Annotated in this window: 17 protein-coding genes and 1 tRNA gene; 16 read left to right on the plus strand and 2 right to left on the minus strand. The window is 65.2% G+C overall.

The genetic code is table 11. The annotated features are described in order from the left end of the window. Positions 1-96 precede the first annotated feature (96 nt). The 12 genes from GGR73_RS01345 (at position 97) to GGR73_RS01400 (ending at position 14,839) form a co-directional block, all read left to right on the plus strand. Positions 97-1,146, plus strand: coding sequence for a bifunctional riboflavin kinase/FAD synthetase (locus GGR73_RS01345; protein ID WP_184455326.1), 1,050 nt, complete (start codon positions 97-99; stop codon positions 1,144-1,146). Continuing rightward, a complete protein-coding gene (gene ileS, locus GGR73_RS01350) occupies positions 1,143-3,974 on the plus strand; it encodes an isoleucine--tRNA ligase (protein ID WP_184455328.1) in 2,832 nt (943 codons plus the stop codon). The genes GGR73_RS01345 and ileS overlap by 4 nt, the downstream gene beginning before the upstream one ends. Before the next feature lie 320 nt (positions 3,975-4,294). Continuing rightward, positions 4,295-4,813 (plus strand): signal peptidase II, encoded by a 519-nt coding sequence (gene lspA, locus GGR73_RS01355; protein ID WP_046342029.1) that lies wholly within the window; start codon positions 4,295-4,297, stop codon positions 4,811-4,813. Between the two features lie 64 nt (positions 4,814-4,877). After that, positions 4,878-5,828: a 4-hydroxy-3-methylbut-2-enyl diphosphate reductase gene (gene ispH / locus GGR73_RS01360; protein WP_184455330.1), complete on the plus strand. Its 951-nt coding sequence runs from the start codon at positions 4,878-4,880 to the stop codon at positions 5,826-5,828. Positions 5,829-6,004: 176 nt separating this feature from the next. Further along, positions 6,005-6,080, plus strand: a tRNA-Thr gene (locus tag GGR73_RS01365). Between the two features lie 357 nt (positions 6,081-6,437). Continuing rightward, on the plus strand, positions 6,438-7,373 hold the full coding sequence (gene cyoA / locus GGR73_RS01370) for a ubiquinol oxidase subunit II (RefSeq protein ID WP_024940071.1): 936 nt from the start codon (positions 6,438-6,440) through the stop codon (positions 7,371-7,373). Then, the gene (gene cyoB, locus GGR73_RS01375; protein WP_167708606.1) at positions 7,373-9,373 is read left to right on the plus strand and encodes a cytochrome o ubiquinol oxidase subunit I; all 2,001 of its coding nucleotides are present in this window, start codon (positions 7,373-7,375) and stop codon (positions 9,371-9,373) included. The genes cyoA and cyoB overlap by 1 nt, the downstream gene beginning before the upstream one ends. Then, positions 9,370-9,999, plus strand: coding sequence for a cytochrome o ubiquinol oxidase subunit III (gene cyoC, locus GGR73_RS01380; RefSeq protein ID WP_006450194.1), 630 nt, complete (start codon positions 9,370-9,372; stop codon positions 9,997-9,999). The genes cyoB and cyoC overlap by 4 nt, the downstream gene beginning before the upstream one ends. Further along, positions 9,999-10,334 carry a cytochrome o ubiquinol oxidase subunit IV gene (gene cyoD, locus GGR73_RS01385; protein ID WP_006450195.1) on the plus strand — a complete coding sequence of 112 codons (336 nt, stop codon included), beginning with the start codon at positions 9,999-10,001 and terminating at the stop codon, positions 10,332-10,334. The genes cyoC and cyoD overlap by 1 nt, the downstream gene beginning before the upstream one ends. 180 nt (positions 10,335-10,514) lie before the next feature. Beyond that, positions 10,515-12,395, plus strand: coding sequence for a M61 family metallopeptidase (locus tag GGR73_RS01390; protein ID WP_184455332.1), 1,881 nt, complete (start codon positions 10,515-10,517; stop codon positions 12,393-12,395). A gap of 363 nt (positions 12,396-12,758) precedes the next feature. Then, complete coding sequence (gene radA, locus GGR73_RS01395; protein ID WP_016901522.1) at positions 12,759-14,150, plus strand: DNA repair protein RadA; 1,392 nt, start codon at positions 12,759-12,761, stop codon at positions 14,148-14,150. A 302-nt stretch (positions 14,151-14,452) separates the two neighbouring features. Next, the gene (locus GGR73_RS01400) at positions 14,453-14,839 is read left to right on the plus strand and encodes a DUF805 domain-containing protein (protein ID WP_024940069.1); all 387 of its coding nucleotides are present in this window, start codon (positions 14,453-14,455) and stop codon (positions 14,837-14,839) included. Between the two features lie 404 nt (positions 14,840-15,243). Here GGR73_RS01400 and GGR73_RS01405 read toward each other — a convergent pair whose 3' ends face one another. Further along, a complete protein-coding gene (locus tag GGR73_RS01405; protein ID WP_102581795.1) occupies positions 15,244-16,029 on the minus strand; it encodes a winged helix-turn-helix domain-containing protein in 786 nt (261 codons plus the stop codon). 909 nt (positions 16,030-16,938) lie between these two features. On the opposite strand from GGR73_RS01405, the gene GGR73_RS01410 reads away from it, so the two are divergent. The 3 genes from GGR73_RS01410 to GGR73_RS01420 all read left to right on the plus strand — a co-directional run bounded on the left by GGR73_RS01410 (position 16,939) and on the right by GGR73_RS01420 (position 22,733). Next, a complete protein-coding gene (locus tag GGR73_RS01410) occupies positions 16,939-18,294 on the plus strand; it encodes a helix-turn-helix transcriptional regulator (protein WP_024940067.1) in 1,356 nt (451 codons plus the stop codon). Positions 18,295-18,515: 221 nt separating this feature from the next. Next, positions 18,516-20,384, plus strand: coding sequence for an ATP-binding protein (locus tag GGR73_RS01415; protein ID WP_167762906.1), 1,869 nt, complete (start codon positions 18,516-18,518; stop codon positions 20,382-20,384). Between the two features lie 24 nt (positions 20,385-20,408). After that, positions 20,409-22,733: a hypothetical protein gene (locus tag GGR73_RS01420; protein WP_184455334.1), complete on the plus strand. Its 2,325-nt coding sequence runs from the start codon at positions 20,409-20,411 to the stop codon at positions 22,731-22,733. 981 nt (positions 22,734-23,714) lie between these two features. On the opposite strand, the gene GGR73_RS01425 is transcribed toward GGR73_RS01420, so the two are convergent. After that, positions 23,715-24,815, minus strand: coding sequence for an NADH:flavin oxidoreductase/NADH oxidase (locus tag GGR73_RS01425; RefSeq protein ID WP_104647180.1), 1,101 nt, complete (start codon positions 24,813-24,815; stop codon positions 23,715-23,717). A gap of 545 nt (positions 24,816-25,360) precedes the next feature. Here GGR73_RS01425 and GGR73_RS01430 point away from each other — a divergent pair. After that, complete coding sequence (locus tag GGR73_RS01430; protein WP_184455336.1) at positions 25,361-26,203, plus strand: STAS domain-containing protein; 843 nt, start codon at positions 25,361-25,363, stop codon at positions 26,201-26,203. Position 26,204: the final 1 nt, after the last annotated feature.

A 26,204-nucleotide genomic window follows, 5' to 3' on the forward strand; every position in this document is an offset into this window, starting at 1 on the left:
GGGCCGCGCCCATGCGGATTGACAGGCACGGCTATACTTGCGGGTTATGCATCAACGAGGGTCGGCCGGCAGGCCGGCATCTGTTTGGATCGAGGAATGAGCAGGCTGTTTAGAGACGTCGAGGGCGGGACGCTGTTCCCGCACGGAAGCGTGGTCTGCATCGGCGCCTTCGATGGCCTGCACCTGGGGCATCGGGCATTGGTGCAGCACGCAGTCGCGCGCGCGCGCGCGCTGGGGGTGCCCGCGGTGGCGGTGAGCTTCGAGCCGCTGCCGCGCGAGTTTTTCGCCCCGGCCGCGCCGCCGCCACGGCTGACCCTGGCCCGCGCCAAGATCGAAGGGCTGCACGGCTTCGGTGCCGACAGCGTGGGCATGATCCGTTTCGATGGTCGCCTGTCGGCGATGAGTGCCGAAGACTTCGTGCGCCTGGCCCTGGTCGGCCGACTGTGCGCCAAAGAGGTCTGGATCGGTCCGGAGTTCCGTTTCGGCCATCGGCGTGGCGGCGATATCGGCCTGCTGCGCTCGCTTGGTGCGCACTACGGCTTTGCAGCGGGCGAAATCGCGCCGGTGCACCTGCACGGCGAGCGCATCTCGGCCACGCGCATCCGAGAGCTGCTGGGCGCGGGCGAGTTCGCGCACGCCGGGCAATTGCTTGGCCGTCCGTATGCCATCGGCGGGCGGGTGGTGCGCGGCAAGCAGCTCGGCCGCACCCTGGGCTATCCCACCGCCAATCTGCGCTTTCCGCGCACGCCGGCGCTGTCGGGTATTTACGCGACCTGGGTGCATGGCGTGGCCGAGCGGCCGTGGCCGTCGGTCTCGAGCTTTGGCACGCGCCCGACCGTGGCCGGTGTGGAGCCGCTGCTGGAAGCGCATCTGTTCGATTTCCAGGGCGACCTGTATGGCCGGCATATCGAGGTCGAATTCGTCGCCAAGCTGCGCGACGAAGAGAAGTTCGATGGCCTGGACGCGCTGACGGTGCAGATGCATCGTGATGCCGAGCAGGCGCGTGCGGTGTTGGACAGGCACGCAGTTTCTGCAACACATGCGAGTTCCTCGCAACAGCCCGCCTATGATGCGAGTCCCTCGCAAGAGCCCGCACATCCATGTGCGGACTTTTTAAAAATCCAGCGCAACGGTAGAGACCTGTGACCCAAGACTACAAAGCCACTCTCCATCTGCCCGCGACGGAATTCCCGATGCGCGGCGACCTGCCCAAGCGCGAGCCGGCGATGCTGGACCGCTGGGAGCGCGAGGGGCTGTACGCGCAACTGCGCGCCAATGCGGCAGGGCGCCCGCTGTTCGTGCTGCACGACGGCCCGCCGTATGCCAATGGCCAGATCCATCTGGGCCATGCGGTCAACAAGATCCTCAAGGACATCATCGTCAAGTCGAAGTACCTGGCTGGCTTCGATGCGCCCTACATCCCGGGCTGGGATTGCCACGGCCTGCCGATCGAGATCGCGATCGAGAAAAAGTACGGCAAGGTCGGCGTCAAGCTCGATGCAGCGCAGTTCCGCCAGAAGTGCCGCGAGTACGCTACCGAGCAGATCGATCTGCAGCGCCGCGATTTCAAGCGCCTGGGCGTGATCGGCGATTGGGACAACCCGTACAAGACGCTGGATTTCCGCTTCGAAGCCAACGAGATCCGCGCGCTGGCCAAGGTGGTCGACAATGGCCACCTGACCCGTGGCGTGAAGCCGGTGCACTGGTGCTTCGACTGCGGCTCGGCGCTGGCCGAAGCCGAGATCGAATACGCCGACAAGGTGTCGCCGACGGTGGATATCGCCTATCCGGCGCGCGACCCGGCGGCTGTCGCTGCCGCGTTCGGCGCCAGCCTGCCGGCGGGCGTGGGCGTGGCGGTGCCGATCTGGACCACCACGCCGTGGACACTGCCGGCGTCGCTGGCGGTGAGCCTGGGCGCGGAACTGGACTACGTGCTGGTCGAAGGCCCGGCCGATCGCGGCCAGCCGCGCTGGTTGGTGGTGGCCGAGGCCCTGGCCGGCAAGGCGCTGTCGCGCTATGGCGTGGACACGGTGGTGGTGCACGGCCATGCCAAGGGCGCGGCGCTGGAGCAGATGCTGCTGAACCACCCGTTCTATGCCGAGCGCGAGATTCCGCTGCTGCTGGGCGACCACGTGTCGGCCGAGGACGGTACCGGCGCGGTGCATACCGCACCGGGCCATGGCCAGGAGGACTACCAGGTCTCCAAGCAGTACGGCCTGCTCGAGCGTTACGGCGCGGCGCAGATCAACCCGGTGGACGGGCGCGGCGTGTACCTGCCGTCGACGCCGCCGCTGGGCGACACCGTGCTGGCCGGGCTGCACATCTGGAAGGCCAACGACATCATCATCGAGGCGCTGCGCGACACCGGCGTGTTGCTGGCGGCCAGCAAGATGGAGCACAGCTATCCGCATTGCTGGCGCCACAAGACGCCGATCGCGTTCCGTGCCACGCCGCAGTGGTTCATCTCGATGGAGCAGGCCAACCTGCGCGCCGATGCGCTCAAGGCCATCGACAACGTGCACTGGTATCCGTCCTGGGGCCAGGCGCGTATCGCCGGCATGGTCGATGGACGTCCGGACTGGACCATCTCGCGCCAGCGCACCTGGGGCGTGCCGATCGCCTTGTTCGTGCATCGCGAAACCGGCGAGCCGCATCCGCGCAGCACCGAGTTGCTGCGCCAGGTCGCCGACCGGGTGGAACTGGGCGGCGTGGACGTGTGGTACACGCTGGATGCGGCCGAACTGCTGGGCGACGAGGCGGCCGATTACGACAAGATCACCGACATCCTGGACGTGTGGTTCGACTCCGGCGTGACCCATGAAGCGGTGCTGGTGGACCGCGGCCTGCCCAAGCCGGCCGACCTGTACCTGGAGGGCTCCGACCAGCACCGTGGCTGGTTCCAGTCCTCGCTGCTGACCGGCGTGGCGATGGACAAGGCGGCGCCGTACAAGCAGTGCCTGACCCACGGCTTCACCGTGGACGAGCACGGCCGCAAGATGTCCAAGTCGCTGGGCAACGGCATCGAGCCTCAGGACATCATGAAGACCCTGGGCGCGGACATCCTGCGCCTGTGGATCGCCTCGGCCGATTACAGCAACGAGATGTCGCTGTCGCAGGAGATCCTCAAGCGCAACGCCGATGCGTATCGCCGCCTGCGCAATACCGCGCGCTTCCTGCTCGGCAACCTGCACGGCTTCGATCCGCTGCAGCACCTGGTGACGTTGGACGACATGGTGCTGCTGGACCGCTGGATCGTGCACCGCGCGCACGAATTGCAGGAAAAGATCGTTGCCGCGTATGCGCGCTACGACTTTGCCGAAATCGTGCAGGCGCTGCTGAATTTCTGCAGCGTCGACCTGGGCTCGCTGTATCTGGACGTGACCAAGGACCGCCTGTACACGATGGCCGAGGATGCACGCGGCCGCCGCTCGGCGCAGAGCGCGATGTATCACGTGGCCGAGGCGTTCGTGCGCTGGATCGCGCCGGTGCTGAGCTTCACCGCCGAGGAACTGTGGGGCTACCTGCCGGGCAAGCGGGTCGACAACGTGTTGTTCGCCACCTGGTACGACGGCCTGGCGCCGTTGCCGGCCGACGCCGCGCTGAGCAGTGCCGATGTCGACAGGCTGCTGGCCTTGCGCGAGCAGGTGGCCAAGGTGCTGGAGCCGATGCGTGCCAATGGGGCGATCGGCGCGGCGCTGGAAGCGGAGATCACGGTGGCCGCCGATGCGCAGACCGCCGCGCGCTGGCAGCCGCTGGCCGACGAGCTGCGCTTCCTGTTCATCAGTGGCGATGTGACCGTGACTGCGGCCAGCACCGACGACATCTTCGTCAGCGCGCAGCCGACCAGCAAGGCCAAGTGCGTGCGTTGCTGGCACCACCAGGCCAGCGTGGGCAGCGATCCGCGTCACCCGGAACTGTGCAGCCGCTGCGTCAGCAATATCGAAGGCCCCGGCGAGCAACGCCGCTGGTTCTGACGGTGTTGCGTGAAGGCGCGCGGCGGGCAGGTCCTGCCACGCGTTGTCGAGACCCCGTACGGGCTGCGTGCGCCTCTATCGCGGCATCATGGGCAGGCGCTGGTGCCGGATGACGAGTGCCTCGGCGCTGCACGCACGCCCTTGCTGAAGCGTGGCGCATACGGCACGGCGGGGCAGGGTAGCCGGCTCCGGTGCCCATGCCATCCTTGCCTGCCTGTCATCCCGCTTTCGTCAGCTTCATCTGCCACCGCCATCACCTATCGCCATCCAGGCATCTTCTCCGACGTCGGAGAAGTCACCACCAACTGCGACCTTTCGACATGAGTCAACGCCCCAAACCCTCCGCCCTAATCTGGCTGCTGCTGTCGGCACTCGTGGTCGGGCTGGACCAGTGGAGCAAGGCCTGGGTGCTGTCCAGCCTGCCCGAATACACCCCGGTGCCGGTGATCGACGGCTTCTGGAACTGGTACCGCACCTACAATACCGGCGCGGCCTTCAGTTTCCTGAGCGATGCCGGCGGCTGGCAGCTGTGGTTCTTCACCGCGTTGGCGGTGGGCATCAGCGGCCTGCTGGCGTTCTGGCTGTCGCGCACCGCGCGTGGGCAGTGGCGCAGCGCGCTGCCGTATGCGCTGGTGATCGGCGGGGCGATCGGCAACGTGATCGACCGCCTGATGCACGGCCACGTGGTCGATTTCATCCAGTGGTACATCGGCACCCATACCTGGCCGGCGTTCAACATCGCCGACTCGGCGATCGTGGGCGGCGCCATCGGGATTGCGGTATTCGGTCTGTTCGACACGGCCGGCAAGCAGAAGTCGGAAATCGGGAATCGACGCTGAAGTCGCGGCGCACCGGCGCCGCCCGTTCCCATCCTCCAGTCCCCATTCCCGTAGAATGCCCGCCATGGATGTCCTGCTCGCCAATCCCCGTGGTTTCTGTGCCGGCGTCGACCGTGCGATCGAGATCGTCAAGCGTGCGATAGAAACGCTGGGCGCGCCGATCTATGTGCGCCATGAGGTGGTACACAACCGTTTCGTGGTCGACGACCTCAAGCAGCGCGGCGCGGTCTTCGTCGAGGAACTGGACGAGGTGCCCGACAACGCCACGGTGATCTTCAGCGCACACGGCGTCTCGCAGGCGGTGCGTCAGGAAGCCGAGCGCCGCGGGCTCAAGGTGTTCGACGCGACCTGTCCGCTGGTGACCAAGGTGCATTTCGAGGTGGCGCGGCATTGCCGGGCCGGCCGCGACGTGGTGCTGATCGGCCACGCCGGGCATCCGGAAGTGGAAGGCACGATGGGGCAGTGGAGCCGCGAGCGCGGTCCGGGCACGATCTATCTGGTCGAGGACATCGAGCAGGTCGTCACGCTGCAGGTCAGCCAGCCGGAGAACCTTGCCTACACCACCCAGACCACGCTGTCGGTGGACGACACCATGGGCATCATCGAGGCCCTGCGTGCGCGCTTCCCGGCGATGCAGGGGCCGCGCCACGACGACATCTGCTACGCCACCCAGAACCGCCAGGACGCGGTGCGCGATCTGGCGCGCCAATGCGATCTGGTGCTGGTGGTCGGTTCGCCCAACAGCTCCAATTCCAATCGCCTCAGCGAGCTGGCCCGGCGCGACGGGGTGGAGTCCTACCTGATCGACAACGCTGGCGAGATCGACCCGGCTTGGATCGTCGGCAAGCAGCACATCGGCCTGACCGCCGGCGCCTCCGCACCCCAGGTGCTGGTCGATGGCGTGCTGGCGCGGCTGCGCGAGCTGGGTGCCGAGGGTGTGTCCGAGCTGGAAGGCGAGCCGGAATCGATGGTGTTCGCGCTGCCCAAGGAACTGCGGTTGCGTCTGGTCAGCTGACGCCGGGCACGCCGGACTGGCTGAACCGGCGTCCACTGCCTGCAGCAAGTCCGGGTGCCTTACCGTTGCAGGTGGCCATACCGGCCAGCCGCAGCCCGCGTCCGGCGCCGGACATGCCGTCTTCCGCCTGGCGGCGATTGACCCGGCACCGGCTCCGCTCCTACAATTCACGGCTCGCCGGAATAGCTCAGTTGGTAGAGCGGCGCATTCGTAATGCGTAGGTCGTAGGTTCGATTCCTATTTCCGGCACCATCGCTTCAGTACTGGGTCGACCATGGGTCGGCCCAGTTGCGTTTTGGGCCGATCACGCACATCCCGGCACTGCGCCGCCATATACGCCGCACATCACACAGGCCGCAATCGATGGCCGCAACCGCATCTTTTCCGCCCTGCGCAGCGCTGCGACAACATGTCGCACAGTTTTGCGCGCATTAATTGCGGCAGATCATTGCCGATGGGTTTCGTGCAGGTGCAGCAAAGTCTAAAATCAGGGAGCTAACTCGTGTCTTCGGTCTGCGTGGCTGCCTTCCCCCGGGAAGCGCGCCGTCAGGACGAGTCCACATGGATACGACGAACGAGGCTGGCGTTCCTTCGCACTTGGATCGACCGATGATTCCGTTGAAACATCTCGGGCGTGTACTTCGTCCAGGCCTGATGCTGCCGTTCCTGCTGTTGGCAGGCTGCAACTCGGCCATTCTCAATCCGAAAGGCCAGATCGGTCACGACGAGAAGCAGCTGCTGATCACCTCGGTCGTGCTGATGCTGATCGTGGTCATCCCGGTGATCGTGATGACGATTGCGTTCGCGTGGAAATACCGCGCGTCCAACACGAAGGCGCGCTACGAGCCGGACTGGTCGCACTCCACCGCCATCGAAGTGGTGGTGTGGTCGATCCCGTGCGTGATCATCCTGGTGCTGGCGGTGCTGACCTGGCGCTCCTCGCACGCGTTGGACCCGTACCGTCCGCTGGATTCGGACGTCAAGCCGATCACCATCGAAGCGGTGTCGCTGGACTGGAAGTGGATGTTCATCTACCCGGACCAGAACATCGCCACGGTCAACGAGATCGCGTTCCCGGTGCATACGCCGCTGAACTTCAAGATCACCTCCGATACGGTGATGAACTCGTTCTTCATCCCGCACCTGGGCACGATGATCTACGCGATGGCCGGCATGGAAACCAAGCTGCACCTGGTGGCCAACGAGCCGGGCGAATACTTCGGCCTGTCGACCAATTACAGCGGTCACGGCTTCTCGAAGATGAGCTTCAAGGCGCATGCGGTCGATCAGGCCGGCTTCGATGCGTGGGTGGCCAAGGTCAAGGCATCGCCGACCGCGTTGAACGCCGCCGAGTACCAGGTGCTGGCCGCCAACCGCAACGACAAGGAACAGTATCCGGTCACCTACTACTCGTCGGTGCAGGACGGCATGTTCCGCTCGCTCGTCGACAAATACATGAATGGTCCGGGCCATAACAAAGGCCATGGCGACCATCAGGCAGCGGCTGCAGAGCCGGTTGCCATGTGCACTTCTGGAGACAAGTGATGCTAGGCAAACTTACGATCGAGGCGGTTCCGTACCACGAGCCGATCATCATGGTCGCACTCGGTGGTGCCGGCCTGCTCGGCCTGCTCATCGCGGGCGCCATCACCAAGTACAAGCTGTGGGGCTACCTGTGGAAGGAGTGGTTCACCTCGGTGGATCACAAGCGCATCGGTGTGATGTACATCATCGTGGCGCTGGTCATGTTGCTGCGCGGCTTCGCCGATGCGGCGATGATGCGCACCCAGCAGGCGCTGGCGGGTAACGGCGGCGAAGGTGTGCTGCCGCCGCATCACTACGACCAGATCTTCACCGCGCACGGCGTGATCATGATCTTCTTCATGGCCATGCCGTTCATGACTGGCCTGTTGAACCTGATCGTGCCGCTGCAGATCGGCGCACGCGACGTGGCGTTCCCGTTCCTGAACTCGCTGAGCTTCTGGCTGTTCGTGGCCGGTGCGGCGCTGATCAACATCTCGCTGGGTGTCGGCGAATTCGCGCAGACCGGCTGGCTGGCCTACCCGCCGTTGTCGGGGCTGGAATACAGTCCGGGCGTAGGTGTCGACTACTACATCTGGGCGTTGCAGGTCTCAGGCCTGGGCACCTTGCTGACCGGCATCAACTTCTTCGTGACGATCATGCGGATGCGCGCACCGGGCATGACCCTGATGCGCATGCCGATCTTCACCTGGACCGCGCTGATCACCAACATCCTGATCATCGCCGCATTCCCGATCCTGACCGTGGCGCTGGCGCTGCTGGGTGCCGACCGTTACCTGGGCACGCACTTCTTCACCAACGACGGTGGCGGCAACGCCATGATGTACGTCAACCTGATCTGGATCTGGGGTCACCCGGAAGTTTATATCCTGATCCTGCCGGCGTTCGGCATCTTCTCCGAGCTGATCGCGACCTACAGCCGCAAGCGCCTGTTCGGCTACACCTCGATGGTCTACGCCACCTCGTGCATCGGCGTGCTGTCGTTCGTGGTGTGGTTGCACCACTTCTTCACCATGGGTTCGGGTGCCAACGTCAATGCCTTCTTCGGCATCACGACGATGATCATCTCGATCCCGACCGGCGTGAAGATCTTCAACTGGCTGTTCACCATGTTCCGCGGTCGTGTGCACATGACCTCGCCGGTGCTGTGGACGATCGGCTTCATCATCACCTTCACCATCGGCGGCATGACCGGCGTGATGCTGGCGATTCCGGCCGTGGACTTCGTGCTGCACAACAGCCTGTTCCTGATCGCGCACTTCCATAACGTGATCATCGGCGGCGTGGTGTTCGGCTACCTGGCCGGCCTGACCTACTGGTTCCCGAAGGCGTTCGGCTTCAAGCTCAACGAGAAGATCGGCAAGGCCTCGTTCTGGTGCTGGATCATCGGCTTCTTCGTGGCCTTCATGCCGCTGTACGTGCTCGGCTTCATGGGCATGACCCGTCGCATGAACACCTACAACCACCCCGAGTGGGCGCCGTGGCTGTACGTCGCTGCGGCCGGTGCTGCGATCATCGGCCTGGGTATCTTCCTGAACCTGGTGCAGATCGGTTACAGCGTGTGGAAGCGCAAGGAGCACATGGACTACACGGGCGATCCGTGGGATGGCCGTACGCTGGAGTGGGCCACCTCCTCGCCGCCGCCGTTCTACAACTTCGCCGTGCTGCCGCACATCGACGACCGCGATCAGTTCTGGGCCGACAAGCAGAACGGCAAGGGCTGGGTGCGTCCGTCCAAGTACGAGGCGATTCACATGCCGCGCAACACCGGGGCAGGCGTGTATATCGGTGCCTTCAGCGTGCTGATGGGCTTCGGTCTGATCTGGCACATCTGGTGGCTGGCCATCATCGGCCTGGTCGGCATGATCGGCAGCTTCATTGCGCGCACCTTCGATGACGACATCGATTACTGGGTGCCGGCCGAAGAAGTGGAGCGCATCGAAAACGCGCGCTTTGCCCTGCTCGAACAGCAACATGCGGCGCAGGCCGCGAAGGTGGTATGACCATGTCTTCCTCGACCACGCTTGACCACGCCGCCCACGCGGGCGGCCACGATGACCATGAACATCACGACGCCGGTGGCAACACCGTCTTCGGGTTCTGGGTCTACCTGATGAGCGACTGCCTGCTGTTCGCCGGCCTGTTCGCCACCTATGCGGTGCTCTCGGGCGCCACGGTGGACGGACCGACCGCCAAGGAGCTGTTCGACCTGAAGTTCGTGCTGGTGGAAACCTTCCTGCTGTTGTTCAGCAGCCTGAGCTTCGGCGTTGCGATGATCTCCGCGCACAAGCGCAGCATGACCGGGCTGTACGCCTGGCTGGGCGTCACCGCACTGCTGGGTATCGGCTTCCTGTGCATGGAAGTGTGGGAGTTCAACCACCTGATCCATGAAGGGGCGGGTCCGGGGCGCAGCGCGTTCCTGTCGGCCTTCTTCACCCTGGTGGGCACGCACGGCCTGCACGTGGCCTCCGGTCTGTTGTGGATGGCAGTGCTGGTGATCCAGATCTCCAAGAACGGCCTGACCCCGCGCAACAGCACGCGTCTGGCCTGCCTGAGCCTGTTCTGGCATTTCCTGGACATCATCTGGATCGGTGTGTTCACCGTCGTCTACCTGCTGGGAGCGCTGTAATGGCCAATCACCACGCGCATGAAACCGCTGCCGACGCACATGCCGGCGGCCTGAAGTCCTACCTGATCGGCTTTGTGATGGCCGTGATCCTCACCGTCATCCCGTTTGCGATGGTGATGAGCGGGGCGTTCTCCAAGGGCGTCACCGTCATCGTGATCTCGCTGATGGCGGCGGTGCAGATGCTGGTGCACATGGTGTACTTCCTGCACATGGATCGCTCGCCCGAGCAGCGCTCCAACGTGCAGGTGGGCCTGTTCTCGCTGCTGATCATCGGCATCGTGATCGTCGGCTCGCTGTGGGTGCTGCACAACATGAACGTCAACATGATGCATTGAGACGGCGCTGTGCCGGATTACGGCACGCCGGATCCAAGCATGCTGGACAAAAAGCCGCCGGGTCACCGGCGGTTTTTTTGTGTGTGAATCGCTGCGCAGCATGACCTATGGCATACGGGGAAGCGCGGGCAGGCGCTTAGCATCGTGGGCTTGCCTGTTCCAGGTCCCTGCGGAGTTGCGATGAAGATCCCCACCTTGTTGTCCGTGTCGTTGCTGGCGGCACTGTCGTTGCCTGCGGCCGCACAAACTGCCGCGCCGCAGGACGTGCCGTTCGACGGCACCTTGAAGATCGACGTCGATGCCACCGATCTGGCCCATCGCATCTTCAAGGTCAAAACCACCATGCCGGCCCGGCCGGGCCCGATGACGCTGCTGTATCCGCAGTGGATTCCCGGCAATCACTCGCCGACCGGGCCGATCGACAAGCTCGCCGGTCTGGTGATCAAGGTCGATGGCAAGGTGGTGCCGTGGAAGCGCGACCAGTTCGATGTGTATGCCTTCACCGTGGACGTGCCGCAGGGCGCCAGCGAGCTGGTGGCCGAGTTCAAGTTCCTCTCGCCGCAGGCCCCGAACCAGGGCCGGGTGATGATGACCCCGGAGATGCTCAACCTGCAGTGGAACACCACGGCGCTGTATCCGGCCGGCGTCTTCGCACGCAACATCAAGGCCCAGGCCAGCGTCACGCTGCCAGCCGGCTGGAGCTATGCCACGGCACTGGAGACCGACCGCCGGGTTGGCGACACGGTGACCTTCAAGCCGATCGACTTCGACGACCTGGTCGACTCGCCGATGTTCGCCGGCAAGTACTACAAGCGCGCGGAGCTGAGCGGCGGCAAGCAGCCGGTCTACCTCAACGTGTTCGCCGACGAAGCCAAGTCGCTGGAGGCCAAGCCCGAGCAGATCAAGGCGCATGCATCGCTGGTGCAGCAGATGGACAAGCTCTACGGCGCGCGGCATTTCGACCACTACGAATTCCTGCTGGCGCTGACCAAGAAGTTGGGCGGCATTGGCCTGGAGCACCATCGCTCCAGCGAAAACAGCGGCGTGCCGACCTACTTCACCGAGTGGGACAAGAGCTGGACCGGCCGCGACCTGCTCGCGCACGAGTTCAACCATTCCTGGAACGGCAAGTACCGCCGTGGCGCCGACCTGGCCACGCCCAACTTCAACGTGCCGATGGGTGACAGCCTGCTGTGGCTGTACGAAGGCCAGACCCAGTTCTGGGGCGAAGTGATGGCTGCGCGTTCGGGCCTGTGGACGCAGGATCAGGCGCGCGAGATGCTGGCCGGCGTGGCGGCGAACTACGAGCGTGGTCGCCCCGGCATGGCCTGGCGCACCGTGCAGGACACCACCAACGACCCGACCATGTCGATGCGCCGGCCCAAGGCCTACCGTAGCTATCAGATGGCCGAAGACTATTACTCCGGCGGCCAGATGATGTGGCTGGAAGTGGACAGCAAGCTGCGCGCGCTGACCAACAACAAGCGTTCCATCGACGATTTCGGCAAGGCCTTCTTCGGCATGAAGAACGGCGACTGGGACGTCAACCCGTACACCTTCGACGACATCGTCGCCACGCTCAATGGCATCGCCGCCTACGACTGGGCGAGCCTGTTGCGCAGCCGCATGGACGGGCATGGCTCCTTGAACGGCGGTATCGAAGCCAACGGCTGGAAGCTGGTCTATAACGAGGAGCCGAACCTGGCGACCAAGGCCGACGAGAGCGACGACAAGGACGCCAGCCTGACCTATTCGCTTGGCGTGTCCCTGAAGGCCTCTGGCGATATCAGCGATGTGCTGTGGGACGGCCCGGCCTTCAATGCCGGCCTGATCGCCGGCAACACCATCGTGGCAGTCAACGGCCGCGCCTTCAGCAGTGAGGTAATCAAGGACGCGATCAAGGCGGCCAAGGGCACCACCGCGCCGATCGAACTGCTGGTCAAGCGCCTGGACCGCTACGACACCGTGCGCATCGATTACCACGGCGGCCTGCTGTATCCGCATCTGGAACGCATCCCCGGCAAGCCGGATCGCCTGAGCGAGTTGTACAAGCCGCGCTGAGTGGCAGCCGCCCGCTCGCAGCCGTTGAAGCGGGCAATGGCAAGACCTGGAGCTGCATGACCGGCTGCGATCGATCATGCGGCTCCAGACGCTGGTTCTGGTCGGTACCGATGCCGACCGACCAAAAGACAGCGCGCCAGCCAAACGCTCGGCACCATCGATGTCCGAGTGAAAACGCAGCAGCAGGAATGCGCGGTTGCATCCATTCCAGCGCCGCCGCAGCCTGGCCGACTCCCGACTCCCGACTCCCGACTCCCGACTCCCGACTCCCGACTCCCGAATCCCGAATCCCGAGCCAGCGTCGCGCATCCTGAGACCGACGCCGACTATCCTGTCGCTCCAGAAGCGATTGGTTAACTGACGATGGCGAAGGCGAAAACGGCCTATGTCTGCGGCGAGTGCGGCGCCGAATACAACAAGTGGCAGGGGCAATGCACCGAGTGCGGGGTCTGGAACACGCTCAGCGAGATCGTGCTCGAAAGCGCCACGCCCGGCGGCAAAGCCTCGCCTGCGGCATCGCGGCGTAGCGGCTGGGCCGGCAAGGCCGAGGCGCCCAAGATCACCGCGCTCAAGGACGTGCAGCAGTCAGAGCAGGCGCGCGTGTCCACCGGCATTGGCGAGTTCGATCGGGTGCTGGGCGGCGGCCTGGTCGAAGGTGCGGTGGTGCTGATCGGTGGCGATCCCGGCATCGGCAAGTCGACGCTGTTGCTGCAGGCGCTGGCGAGCATGGCCAGCACGCTGCCGGTGCTGTACGTCACCGGCGAGGAATCGCTGGCGCAGGTGGCCGGGCGCGCGGTGCGGCTGGATCTGCCGTTGGAGGGCCTGAACGCGCTGGCCGAAACCGGCATCGAAAACATCCTGCAGCATGCCAGCGTGGCGCGGCCGAAGCTGATCGTGGCCGACTCGGTGCAGACGCTGTGGACCGAATCGCTGACCGCAGCGCCGGGCTCGGTCAGCCAGGTACGCGAGAGCGCGGCGCGGCTGGTGCGCTATGCCAAGGAGACCGGCACCGCGGTGTTCCTGGTCGGCCATGTGACCAAGGAAGGCGGCATCGCCGGCCCGCGCGTGCTCGAGCATATGGTCGATGCGGTGCTGTACTTCGAAGGCGAGAGCGGCAGCCGGTTCCGGCTGTTGCGCGCGTTCAAGAACCGCTTCGGTGCGGTCAACGAGTTGGGCGTGTTCGCGATGGGCGAGAAGGGCCTCAAGGAGGTCTCCAATCCGTCGGCGATCTTCCTGTCCGGTGGCAGCACCCAGCAGCCGGGCAGCTGCGTGATGGTCACCCGCGAAGGCACCCGTCCGCTGATGGTGGAGGTGCAGGCGCTGGTGGACGCCTCGCCGCTGTCCAATCCGCGGCGCGTGGCGGTGGGTCTGGAGCAGAACCGGCTGGCGATGCTGCTGGCGGTGCTGCACCGCCACGGCGGCATCGTGGTGGGCGACCAGGACGTGTTCGTCAATGTGGTCGGCGGCATCCGTGTGCAGGAAACCGCTGCCGACCTACCGGTGCTGCTGGCGGTGTTGTCCTCGCTGCGCGATCGGCCGCTGTCCGAGAAGACCATCGCCTTTGGCGAGGTGGGGTTATCCGGCGAGATCCGGCCGGTGCCCAACGGCGAGGACCGTCTGAAAGAGGCCGCCACCCACGGCTTCAAGCGCGCGATCGTGCCCAAGGCCAACGCGCCCAAGACCACCAGCATCAAGGGCATGGAGATCGTTGCGGTGGAGCGGCTGAGCCAGGCGCTGGAAGCGGCCGCCGAGTGATGCCGGTGCGGTAGGGGGAGCGACTGTCGGCACAGGCGTCGCTCTGCACGCGATGAGCTGACCCCGCACCCCCATGTAGTGGGCGACATGGCTGCCTGCGCCATGCTTGAATGACATCAATGAAGTTTCGGGCTGGCTGTCGCCAGCTCCGGTGACCGTCCGTCGGCCAGCAGGTCGCGATCCGCCATTCGTCGATAAGAAAACGTTTTCAGCGCAGGGTGGCTATGGCAACATGCGCGGCCCGTTGCACTGTGCACCGGATCACGGACAGCGCTCACTGCGCGTTATCAGGAGAAAACACGATGGAATGGATGTTGTTGCCACTCAAGCGCTACGCCGACTTCAATGGCCGCTCGCGCCGTAAGGAATATTGGATGTTCATGCTGCTGCAGGCGATCGTCCTGCTGGTGTTGGGCGGCCTGTTCGGCATCGCGGCTGCACTGATGGGCGGCGAGAACGGTCCTGGTGCACTGGCGTGGCTGGTCGCTGCCGTCATCGGGATCGTGGTGCTGGCATTGATTGTGCCGAGCATTGCAGTGACCGTGCGTCGCTTGCACGACCAGGGCAAGTCGGGTTGGTTCTATCTGATCAGCCTGGTGCCTTATGTGGGCGGCTTCATCGTGCTGGTCTTCATGTGCCTGGAAGGCACGCCCGGCCCGAACGAGTACGGCGAGAATCCCAAGCAGTAACCGGGTGCAAGGCCTGATCGAACAATGGCGCGGAGACTCCTCCGCGCCATTGTCGTTTCTGGAGATGTATGGTTGGCGCAGGCTCACCAACAACACGCGTGCGTTTGAGTGCCGGATTCGGCTCGATTGATGCGTTCTTCAACTGTCGGCAAAAACTTGGACGTCCTGCCAGGGTGTAGGAAGCAGTCGGCCGGCAATGCGCCAAGGCTCTATTTGTATGTTCAATACATTATTGAACTATTAACTGGGTGCGTTTCCACTCAACGTGGCGCCGGCGAACAAGCTCTGTCAGTTAATGCCTGACCAGCTCAACGCATGGCAGCGGCCGAGGCACTGCCATGCAGGCGCCGGTAGCAGATAGCAAGCGCAAGTCGCCGTGCTTCGCTCTTGCATGGCCGCATCGGTCAACAGGCCGCAGCATGATGGCCGGTGCTGGGGCTGACGACCTTGCCGGGCGTCGGTGCGTCCTTGTCCTGCAGGGCAAGTTCCAGCTTGTACCCATGCGAATACACGGTTCTGATGCGCACCACGCCGCTGTGATTGCACAGCTGCAGCTTCTTGCGCAGCTTGTAGATGTGCTGCTCCATCGTGCGGTCGGTGAACTCGGTGTGGCTACCCCACACCGCCTTGGCCAACTGGCAGCGGCGGAAACACACACCGGGGCTGGAAAACAGCAGCCAGGCGATCGAGAACTCGCGTGCGGTCAACACGATCGGCTTGCCGTGCAGGTATACGGTATTTTCGTCGCGGATCAGCTGGTAGGGGCCCACACTGAGCTGCTGGCTCTCGGGGCACGCCTCGGCTACCGGCGACAGCGCCAATGCTGCGCGCACATGCAGCTCGTGCGAATTGAAGGGTAGGGCGAGCACATCGTGTGCGCCGGCGCGGTACCAGGCCAGGATGTCGTGGGCACAGTCGAAACGCCCCAGCACGATCAGCGGCGTGGGATGGCCGCTGTGGCAGCGTTGCCAGGCCAGCAGCGAGCTGTCGTCCGAGGCGACGCAGGTCGCATCGAAGATCAACAGCTCGCAAGGGGAATGCCGCAGCGAGCGCAGAAGTTCGAGTTCATCGGAAAACACCGCAAAACTCGGGGCCAGCGGTGCGAGGCTCGCGTTGACCTGCGATGCCAGACGCGCGTCCTGCGTCAACAGGAAAGCCGATCCGTGCTTGCCGGGAAGGTTGCCGTGCATCAGCCGGCCTTCCCATGTCTGCACACGTACCAGGCGTGCGTCGGATGCCTGTTGCGGACAGCAGGCGTCAATACAAAACCCACATGTAGAGATAAGTGCATCGCCATCGCCTTCGGCTGCCAGGGGATCCGACCTGGGGTCGGACGAATGGTATGTACCATTGCCGAGCCAGAAAGTTTCACTGCTGCGTACTTTTCTTCGGCTTTGGGTAGGCCGGCTTTAACGTACGCTCATCTAGGCGTAAAGCAGCTCTTACATCCAGGGCATGCGTCGTCAGTAACTAACAAAATTCCGACATTGCGCAACGCGCAGTCGGTCGACGCGGCGAGACGACGGGCGCGGTCGCGGAATCCATTCCATTTCGCGTCCAGGTCTATACCACGGTATTGCGATTTGCACGCGCTTGCAGCGCACATGGAATATCTGAGCGATCCGCCGATGCAGCACAACGGCGCGGCCATCGTTTGACGCGCATCTTTCATTTGCTGAAGTACCGCGCATGCGGCCATTGCAACGTCATGCCGGGACAGCACTGAAGCCGACGCAAGGCATGGGATTTGGTTGGCCCTGCCAATCTTCTCTGGCTGCCGCCCTGTCTTCAATACGGTTTCGCATGGCGTGCAATGTCCTATGCACGACAGCGCCGGCGGTATGCAAAAAGTGCCCTTTATCTGCATGCCGCATAACTGGGTTGGCAGGAGACAGAGTGAGGTTTTTTGATTTTCTTAGTGCCTTGGAGTGAGAAATTCCATTGGATCCGCTGCATACAATCGGTTGCGCCAGCCAGACCGGCGCATTGTTGTTTTTGCTCATCCCCCTATGAGAGAGCCCGGCATGATCCTTTCAACCTACTTCGCGGCGATCTCTGCGTTGTCGTACGCAGACCGTCTTCCTACCTATACAAGCAGGATGCTGGTTGGTGCCTGGCCGCAAGGTCTGCAACATCTTCAACAACGCCGTGACGGCCAGGCCGCCGCGGATGGCGCTGACGATGAAGTCGGCCTGCTCGGCGCCAGCGGCGACGCCTTGTTGATCCTCGAATACCAGGAGGAGGCCGAAGATGCCTACCGCCACGCCTTGAAGGCGATGCGCGGGCATCAGCGCCAATTGCGGTTGCTGTCCTGCCGCAATACCGCCTGGTTGATGCTGAGCCAGCGCCGCCTGAGCGCTGCATTGAACTGCTTTGCACAGCTGGCGATGGACCGCGAGACGCCGGCCTGCCTGTGCGGGGAGAGTCTGCTGGGCAAGGCGCTGACCCACTTTCATCTGGGCCAGAGCACGCTGGCGTTGCAGACGCTGGAGCGTGCCAACGACGTGCTGGCGGACCTGGACAGCGGCGCAACCGAGTGGCTGCGCATCGCCAATGCGCTGCGCCTGGACATGATTGCGCAGTTGCGCATCCGGCGCGCCGACCGGATGAGCGACCACGTGTTCTGGCAGGCCACGCTGCGCCAGGAGGATGCGGCGCACGCGTTCGAGCCCAACGAGCTGCGCGCCTGCATCGCCGACCTGGCCGAGAGCATGCCGGTGCTCGCACAGCGCATGCGCCACGTGCGCAATCTGCTGCGCATCGCCGGTGGCGACACCTTCGGGTTCGATGCGCAGATCGACGCGCTGCCGGCCGCCGCCACCGGTTGCCCGCCCTGCGCCCGACAGGACGCGCAGGTGGAGCTGGCGCTTGCCGCATTGGCGGTGGGACGTGCCGATCTGGCGGAGCGCGCCCTGGCCGGCGCCGGCCGGCACCATGCGCCGCGCTGGAATCTGGAGTTCGAGTATTGCCAGGCCAAGATCAGCCAGGCGCTGGGCAAGACCGAGCAGGCACTGCTGCTGTACAACCGCTATGCGCTGGGTGCGGTGCAGTGCCTGCGCAGCGAGGTACAGGCGCCGCGGCTGCTGGAAAGCGGCACGCCGGCGCATGTCAGCGACGACATCTCCGCGCGGCTGCCGGCCAAGTACCGGCGCGCCTACGCCTACATGATCACCAATGCGCACCGCTCGGATCTGTCGATCAACGAGGTGGCCGCGCAGATCGGCGTCACCGGGCGCGCCCTGCAGCAGGCGTTCAAGTCCGCTACCGGGCTGTCGCCGACCCAGGTGTTGCGTCGTTACCGGATGCAGAGCATTCGCGACGAACTGCTGGCCGAAGGCGGCTGCGGCAGCGTGCTGCAGGCGGCCAGCCGCTGGGGCGTGGGCAGCCGCTCGGCGCTGGCCAAGGGCTATCGCCAGCATTTCAATGAGGCACCGATGGAAACCCTGCAGCGCTAGGCCGTTGCGCGCCACGGCCGGGCGTCGATGCAGGCCGTGGCGTGTCGTTTCCGAAGCGCATGCTGCAGTGGCGACCGAACGGCGGGCCAGCCATTGGAAGCCGTGAGAGTGCGGCACGCGTGCGTACGGCGTGGCTTGCGGCTATCCTGTTCGGCTCGCACTGCCACCCAGGAAGGCGCGTCCGAGGATGGGCGTGGCCGCCAAGGAAACGACGAACGATCATGCAAGATCACACCTCCGAGGCGACGGACGCCTCCCAGATCCGCCGTGCAGGCGTCGATCTCAACGGACTGATGTCCGTCCTCAGCAAGCATCTGTATTCCACGCCGGTGGTCGCGCTGCGCGAGCTGGTGCAGAACGCGCACGACTCGATCCTGCGTCGCCGGCTGGAACAACCCGACTGGCAAGGCGAATCGCGCATCGAAGTGCATGCCGACGCTGCCCAGGGCATCGTGCGCATCATCGACACTGGTGCCGGGCTGACCCAGCAGGAGATCCACGATTACCTGGCCACGGTCGGCGTGGGGTATACGCGTGGCCTGCGTCAGGGCGGGCATGAGGACAGCGGCCTGATCGGCATGTTCGGGCTGGGCTTTCTGTCGGCCTTCGTGCTGGCGCGCCGCGTCACCGTGCGCACCACCTCCTACCAGAGCCCGACGCTGGGGCATTGCTATATCTCCAGCAATGCCGAGCAATACACGGTGAGCCCGATCCCGGCGCGTGCGCAGGTCGGAACGGAAGTGGTGCTGGAACTGCACCAGGACTATCTGTCGTTGGCCCAGGAAGCACGGCTGCGCGAGATCCTGTCGCGCTATTGCGCGCTGTTGCGCGAGCCGATCTGGATTGGTGGCGATACCCAGGCGATCAACCCCGAGCCGCCGCCGTGGCGCATGCACGATGCGGTGCCGTTGCATCCGGTGCAGGCCTGGCGGCGCCAACGCGAGTTTGCTGCACGTTTCGAGCGCAACTTCGAACCCTTGTGCTGCATGCCGGTGCGCGCGGAGGAGGGCAGCGATGCGGTCGGCCTGCTGTGGGTGCAGGACGGAGCCACCTACGGCACCAGCGACAACCGCAATCTGTCGGTGTTCCTGCGCGGCATGCTGCTGGACGACAACGCGCGTGAACTGTTGCCGCCGTGGGCGGGCTTTATCGGGGGCGTGATCGAATCCAACCGCTTGACGCCCACCGCCAGCCGCGAAGACCTGCAGCGCGATGCCACCTACGCGGCCGTGCAGCACGCGTTGTCCGAGGCGCTGGTGCAGGGCCTGGCCGATGTGGCGCGTCAGCAGCCGGAAGCCTGGCGGCGCATCCTGCTGCGGCACAACGAGGCATTGCTGGGCGCTGCCTTGTGCGACGAGCGTCTGTTCGAGTTGCTGATGGAACACGTGCGGGTGCCGACCTCGCAGGGCGACCTGCCGGCGCAGCAATTGCCGGCGCGTGGTGCGGTGCACGTGATCCTGGACAGCGATAGCGGTTTCGAAGAAATGTTGTTCCGCGCGATGGGCGTGCCGGTGGCCTACGGAAATCGCTATGCGGTGGTGCCGTTCCTGCGCCGCTGGACGCAGGCCAAGGGCGTGCGCCTGGTCGAGCTGGGCACCGAGCAGGGCAACCGGCAGTTGTTCCAGCTGGACACGCTGCCGGCTGACGAACTGGCCTGGCTGGAACAGCATCTGGGCGATGGCGAAGCGCTGGTGCCGGCGCGTTTCAGCCCCGAGGCGTTGCCGTTGGTGGTGGTGCCCGACCGCGAGGCCGAACTGAAACGCCGCCTGGAGCAGGACGAAAACGACAAGCGGGTGTCCACCGCTGCGCTGCGGCTGGCCCGGCAGTTCACGGCGGGGATCGAAGCACGGCAGACCCAGCGGCTCTACCTGAATCTCGACAACCCGGCGTTGCAGGCGCTGCTGGCGGCGCAACGCGCCGGCAATCCGCAGGCGGCGGTGGCGGCGCGGTTGCTGCGCTCACTGAAGGTCATCGTGTCGGCGCAGGGGCGCACCCAGCCGCAGCCCGGTGCCAACGCATCGGGCGGATCGGATTTGAATCGGGCCTTCGGCGATCTTGCCGAGGCCGTGACCCAATTGCTGGCACGCTGAGCGCCGCATCGAAGGAGCAACACGATGGAAATCTGGAACTGGGTAGAAAAGCTGCAGGACGATCTGGGCGAAGCCGGGCAGCCGCAGAATGCGCAACTGCTGACGCGCCTGACCGACCATATCTGCGACCTGCAGATCGAACGTGCCGAAGCGCTGTTGCCCGAGGCGCGTGCGCTGGGCAAGACGCTGGCCAATCCGTGGCTGGAGGTGTTCGTCGGGCATTGGGAAATGCGCAACCGGGTCGGCAACCTGTGCGAGGGCGAGCGTGCGCTGAGCGATGCGGTGACGCTGTTCGAACGCGCGCACCGCCCCGATGCGGTGGAGTGCCCGCAGTCGGTGTGCGTCACCCAGGATCTGGCCGCGTGCTACGCCAATATCGACGGTCCGGGCTGGGTGGAAGAGCGCATCGAGGTGTGCGAGGAAACGCTGGGCCGCATCGATCCGAGCTGGTCGTGCTACCAGTGCCTGAGCTGCGAAAAAGCCGACGCCTTGCTCGACGACGGACGCGGCGAGGCGGCGCTGAGTTATCTGGACCAGCAGTCGCAGACCATTGTTGCGCATGGCGGGCAGATCTACGACGGCGTGCCGGACATGCGCATCTCGATCCTGCTCTCGCTGGGCCGCGCGGAAGACGCGCTGGCACTGATCGAGCAGCGAGAACGCGAGGCTGCGCGCGAAGGGGCGGAGTGGGCCAACTGCAGTCAGCCGCGGCGTTTGCAGAAAGCCCGCGCCTTGGCAATGTTGAATCGTGACGACGAAGCGCTGGAAGCGTTTCTGCCGTGGCGCGAGGTCGCGCCGCGCTATCGCCTGCACTGGTTGCGTGCGGTGGTGGTGCTGGTATCGCGCCAACCCGAGCGCAATACCTGGGATCTGGGCAGCCGCCTGCAGGTGATGCTCGATCATTACGCGCAGGTCGGTGCACATCGCATCCTGATCGAGGCGGCCGAGATGGCGATCGGGCTGGCCTTGCAGCGTGGCGCGGTGTGGACCGCACGCCGCCACCTGGCGCTTGCGCGTGCGCACGTGCCCAAGTTGCGCCAGGACCGGGGCGCCACGCAACTGCTGGACGGTCTGGCCGTGCGCATCGAAACCGCACCGGCCGGCGAGCCGGCGCCGGTGCCCGCCGAGCAGTTGCTGGCATGGCTGGATGCGCAGGGCGAAGACGTGGCGCGTAACCCCGAGCGCGAGGCGCAGTGGTTGCTGCAGGCAGTGGCCGAGCGACCCGACGATGCCGAGTTGGTGGACACCACGGCGTCGGCATTGAGCGCGTGTGCGGCCGACGACGAGGCGATCGCGCTGCTGTGGTCATTCGTGCAGCGGCATGCCGATCGCGAAACCAGCCCGACCTTCCGGCTGATGAATCTGCTGCTGGGCCGTGGCGACGAGGCCGGCCTGCGCCGGCTGGCGCAGCTGTATCGCCCGCTGGTGCCGGTGGCGGCGCTGTGGTGCGAAGCGCAGCTGGCCCAGCGGCTGGCCGATTGGCCGGCGCTGGAGCAGGCCTGCACCGCGTTGCTGGAACTGTCGCCCGGCTCGCACGGTGCGCGCGGCTTGCTGGGGCGCATGTATCTCAACACCGGCCGCTTCGCCGATGCCACCGAGGTGTATCGACAGCTGACCGAGTTGATGGAAGAGCCGCGCTCGGCGCATTGGGATCACATGACCGCGGCCAGCGCGGCGCAGCAGTGGGACGCGGTGCGCGCCTCGGCGCTGGCGCTCGGCATGGAGCTGAGCAGCACCAGCGGCGTGGTCGAAGAAACCTGGGGTTGGGTGATCGTGCGCTGCGTGGATGACGGCGAGGCAGCCGAGTACTACGCGCGGCGCACCGGCCCGGTCACCGCGCGTATCGTCGAAAATGCACCGGCGCATCGGCGCCAGCACGTCGGCGACTGGGTGGTGTTCGATGCCGAACTGCTGTATCCGCCGCCGGAGGACGAGGCCGAGCGCGAGCGCTTCGTGCCGACCTATGCGCAGGTGCATGTGCTGGAGGCGGGTGGTTACGGCAGCAGCTGGCTGGTGGATGGCGTGCATCCCGGCGAGCAGGCGATCGAGGCCTTGCGCGAGGACATCGAAGCGCGTGGCTGGAAACTGTGGCTGCATAGTCGCGACGACTATCGTGTGGTCGATCCGCAACACGCGGAGGCGTTCGACCCGGAAGATGCGAGCACGGGTCTGCCGGGCGTGCTGTTCACCGTGGCGCTGCCGGAAGCGGCGCCGCCGCTGGAACTGCATCGCGTCCTGCTGGCCACAACCGCGCAGTGGGCGCACCCGATGTGCTGGCTGCGCCTGGCCGAGGCCTGCGATCAGGACCCGCGCCCGCATCTGGACGCAGTGGAGCGTTACGGGCTGTAGGCGGCGATCAAGCTCGTCGTGCAGCGGCTGCTGATGCGGTCGCCGCTGCCGCCGGGATTGGGGATTGGGCATTCGGGATTGGCATGCGTGGTTTGCGTGCCAACTGCTGGCCTGTCGTCAGGAATGGTGATGCTCGGAAGAACGTGCAGCCCATCTGGCTGTTCGCATTTCTTTCCGCAACCGATAGCAATCGGTGGTGCTTGCGCGGTTGCCGGCGTGGGACCTTGCGCGGCATGGATCTCGCGCCAGAGCCTACACGGACGTACTTGCGGCGTGTCCTACGCTGGTACGCGTGCAAGCTCCCTCGGCAGACCGAGGCATTCGCGAAGAACCGGTGGATGTCGTGCGCAAGATTGATCGGTGTGCGGAGTCGTTCGGCGGCGCGGCGCCGCATCCAGTGTCGGGACACGCCGTGAATCCGTCCCTGGAGGCTCGGTGGCGACATCCATGTCGCCATACGGTCCCGCCACCGGACGCGGCGCCACGCTCCCCATATTGCTATCGCTGATCGGCAAGCAATACTTCAAGCAGGTGTTGATGCCTGCGGACTTCGTGGCCGATGTCATCAGTAAGCCTTCCATCTACTGTCACGTCGCCAGGAATGGACGCTAGGAAGAACGTGCAGCTCAGCTGACCCTCCGCATTTCTTTCAGCAACCGACAACAACCGGTGGTGCTTGCACGCGTGCCGGCGTGGGACCTTGCGCGGCATGGATGCCGCGCCAGAGCCTACAGGGACGTACTTGCGGCGTGTCCTACGCCGGTACGCGTGCAAGCGCCCTCGGCAGACCGCAGCATTCGCATGGAACCGGCAGAGGTCTTGCACAAGATTGCCAGGTCTGCGGAGCTGGTCGGCGGCGCGGCGCCGCATGCAGTGTCGGGACACGCCGGGAATCCATCCCTGGAAACCCGGTGTAAGCGCCCGCAGCAGACCTGAGCATTCGCCTGTACGGCTATCTCGCAGTGCATGGCAGCTGCCCGATCAGCTGCGCTTGCCGTAGCGCTCCAGCCAGTGCGCGTACGAGGGCGGCAGCACCCACGACGGGCGTTCTTCGCCCAGGGCCAGTGCGGCGTGATACGGCCAGTGTGGGTTGGCCAGGTGCGCGCGGCCGACCATCACCAGCTCCATCTGTCCGGCGGCGACGACGCGGTCGGCTTCCAGCGGATCGTCGATGTTCCAGGACGAGGCAACCGGCAGCTGCGCCTCGCGGCTGACCCGTTCGGCGTAAGGCGCCAGCAAGGCCGGTCCCCATGGAATCTGCGCAGTCGGGGTGCTGAAGCCGATGCTGACGTTGAGCAGATCCAGGCCGCCTTGCTTGAAGTTACGCGTCAGTGCGATGGCTTCCTGCAGGGTCTCTTCGTCGCGGCCATCGAATTCGATCACGCCAAAGCGTGCGGTGAGCGGCAGCTGTTCCGGCCAGACCGCACGCACGGCCTGCAGCGTTTCCAGCAGGAAGCGCGCACGGTTGTCGGCCGTGCCGCCGTAGTGATCCTGGCGTTGATTGGCGTGTACCGAGAAGAAGCTCTGCGCCAGATAGCCATGGGCAAAATGCAGCTCCAGCCACTGGAAGCCGGCATCGCGCGCGCGCTGTGCGGCGGCGACAAAATCGCCGCGCACGCGGGCGATGTCGTCCAGCGTCATCTCACGCGGCACTTTGGGCAGGCCGCCGCCGAAGGCGATGGCCGAGGGCGAGATGGTGTCCCAGCCGCGCGGGTCGCCGTCGGGGATGTGGTCGTCGCCTTCCCACGGCAGGTTGGCACTGGCCTTGCGGCCGGCGTGGCCGATCTGGATGCCTGGCACCGCGCCGGCAGCGCTGATCGATGCCGCGATGCGCGCCAGTCCCTCGGCCTGGGCGTCGTTCCACAGGCCCAGGCACCCGGGGGTGATGCGTCCTTCCGGCGACACGCCGGTGGCCTCGACGATGACCAGGCCCGCACCGCCGCGCGCCATGCTGGCGTAGTGCACCTGATGCCACGTGTTGCTGAGGCCGTCGACGGCGGTGTACTGGCACATGGGCGGCACCGCGATGCGGTTGCGCAGGGTGACGTCCTTGAGTTGATACGGAGAGAACAGCGATGACATGGAGAGCGACCACCTGAGAAAAGCAGGCTGCGATCAGAACACGCCCGGCCGCCGCGCAGACACTCTGCCGGTGGCACAGCGCGTTGCATGCGGTGCCGGTTGTGGACAAGCGGGCCAGCCGGCGCAGCGGGCGCGTCCGCTGGCATGGGATGCGCGCTTCCGACAGGTATGGGGCGGCGTCAGACGCGCTCCGCCCGCAAAACCATGACCACCGTTGCATAGCGGTCGGCGGCTGCACGCACGGCCGAGCCGGCGGTGGACGCCAACCGGCGGCCGTCGCGCCTGCAATCGTCGCGCCCGTGGCAAGGGAACGGGACGGCAGTTATCGCATCTTTCCAGGCGTGGTCGCGCTCACGTTCACCGCGTGCGCCGCAATGTCAAACTCTGTCTGGACCTTCCTCTGACCGCTACAGGTTCGTCGCTGGTTGCCGAAACTGAATTGCTTTATTCTGCTGCGCTTCGGCGTGGGGGCGCCGCGCCAGATAGGGGGCGCCATCGTCCCGCATGCCCAGCCTTCTCTCTTCATACTCTCGGCGGGTGATCTCATGGTGGCATTGCAGCAGCGCTCGATCGATGCGATTCGTGGCCAGGAAACGGGGTTGTTGGCTGCATGGCTGAGCTCCAGCCTGGGCAGCGATGGACGTATTTCCCGGCAGGACGTCGAAACCCAGAGCGCGGACTTTTTGCATCTGCTTGTCGCTTCCCTGAAGGACGGCGGCAGCAGCCTGGATAGCGCCGACTGGAGCGAGGTGCGTCGTTTCCTGGAAAACCTCTCGCGCGACCGCGCCACCCGTGGCTTCGATTCGCAGGAAACAGCCAACTTCATCTTCTCGCTCAAGCGGGTGCTGTTTGCGCTGATGCAGCGCGAGTATGCCGATGCGCCGGAGGATCTGGGCCAGCAGCTGTGGGCGCTGTCCGAGCTGCTGGACCGTCTGGGCCTGTACACCGTCAAGGCGTTCCAGAAGACCCGCGAAGACATCATCGTGCGCCAGCAGGAAGAAATGCTGGAGCTGTCCACCCCGGTGGTCAAGCTGTGGGAGGGCGTGCTGGCACTGCCGATGATCGGCACGCTGGATTCGCAGCGCACCCAGGTGGTGATGGAGTCGCTGCTGCAGCGCATCGTCGACACCGGCTCGGAAATCGCCATCATCGACATCACCGGCGTGCCCACCGTGGACACGCTGGTGGCGCAGCACCTGCTCAAGACCGTCACCGCGATCCGCCTGATGGGCGCCGATGCCATCATCAGCGGCGTGCGCCCGCAGATCGCGCAGACCATCGTGCACCTGGGCCTGGACCTGCAGGGCATCGTCACCAAGGCGAACCTGTCCGACGCACTGGCGCTGGCGCTCAAGCGCATCGGCGTGACCGTGGGCAAGGCGGGCTGAC

This window comes from Xanthomonas sp. F14 (assembly GCF_014199865.1).

Excerpts from the sequence above, each read along its gene's own strand:
- GGR73_RS01345 (WP_184455326.1), top strand. The coding sequence starts at position 97 with ATGAGCAGGCTGTTTAGAGACGTCGAGGGCGGGACGCTGTTCCCGCAC.
- lspA (WP_046342029.1), top strand. The coding sequence starts at position 4,295 with ATGAGTCAACGCCCCAAACCCTCCGCCCTAATCTGGCTGCTGCTGTCG.
- ispH (WP_184455330.1), top strand. The coding sequence starts at position 4,878 with ATGGATGTCCTGCTCGCCAATCCCCGTGGTTTCTGTGCCGGCGTCGAC.
- cyoA (WP_024940071.1), top strand. The coding sequence starts at position 6,438 with ATGATTCCGTTGAAACATCTCGGGCGTGTACTTCGTCCAGGCCTGATG.
- cyoB (WP_167708606.1), top strand. The coding sequence starts at position 7,373 with ATGCTAGGCAAACTTACGATCGAGGCGGTTCCGTACCACGAGCCGATC.
- cyoC (WP_006450194.1), top strand. The coding sequence starts at position 9,370 with ATGACCATGTCTTCCTCGACCACGCTTGACCACGCCGCCCACGCGGGC.
- cyoD (WP_006450195.1), top strand. The coding sequence starts at position 9,999 with ATGGCCAATCACCACGCGCATGAAACCGCTGCCGACGCACATGCCGGC.
- GGR73_RS01390 (WP_184455332.1), top strand. The coding sequence starts at position 10,515 with ATGAAGATCCCCACCTTGTTGTCCGTGTCGTTGCTGGCGGCACTGTCG.
- radA (WP_016901522.1), top strand. The coding sequence starts at position 12,759 with ATGGCGAAGGCGAAAACGGCCTATGTCTGCGGCGAGTGCGGCGCCGAA.
- GGR73_RS01400 (WP_024940069.1), top strand. The coding sequence starts at position 14,453 with ATGGAATGGATGTTGTTGCCACTCAAGCGCTACGCCGACTTCAATGGC.
- GGR73_RS01405 (WP_102581795.1), bottom strand. The coding sequence starts at position 16,029 with ATGCACGGCAACCTTCCCGGCAAGCACGGATCGGCTTTCCTGTTGACG.
- GGR73_RS01410 (WP_024940067.1), top strand. The coding sequence starts at position 16,939 with ATGCTGGTTGGTGCCTGGCCGCAAGGTCTGCAACATCTTCAACAACGC.
- GGR73_RS01415 (WP_167762906.1), top strand. The coding sequence starts at position 18,516 with ATGCAAGATCACACCTCCGAGGCGACGGACGCCTCCCAGATCCGCCGT.
- GGR73_RS01420 (WP_184455334.1), top strand. The coding sequence starts at position 20,409 with ATGGAAATCTGGAACTGGGTAGAAAAGCTGCAGGACGATCTGGGCGAA.
- GGR73_RS01425 (WP_104647180.1), bottom strand. The coding sequence starts at position 24,815 with ATGTCATCGCTGTTCTCTCCGTATCAACTCAAGGACGTCACCCTGCGC.
- GGR73_RS01430 (WP_184455336.1), top strand. The coding sequence starts at position 25,361 with ATGGTGGCATTGCAGCAGCGCTCGATCGATGCGATTCGTGGCCAGGAA.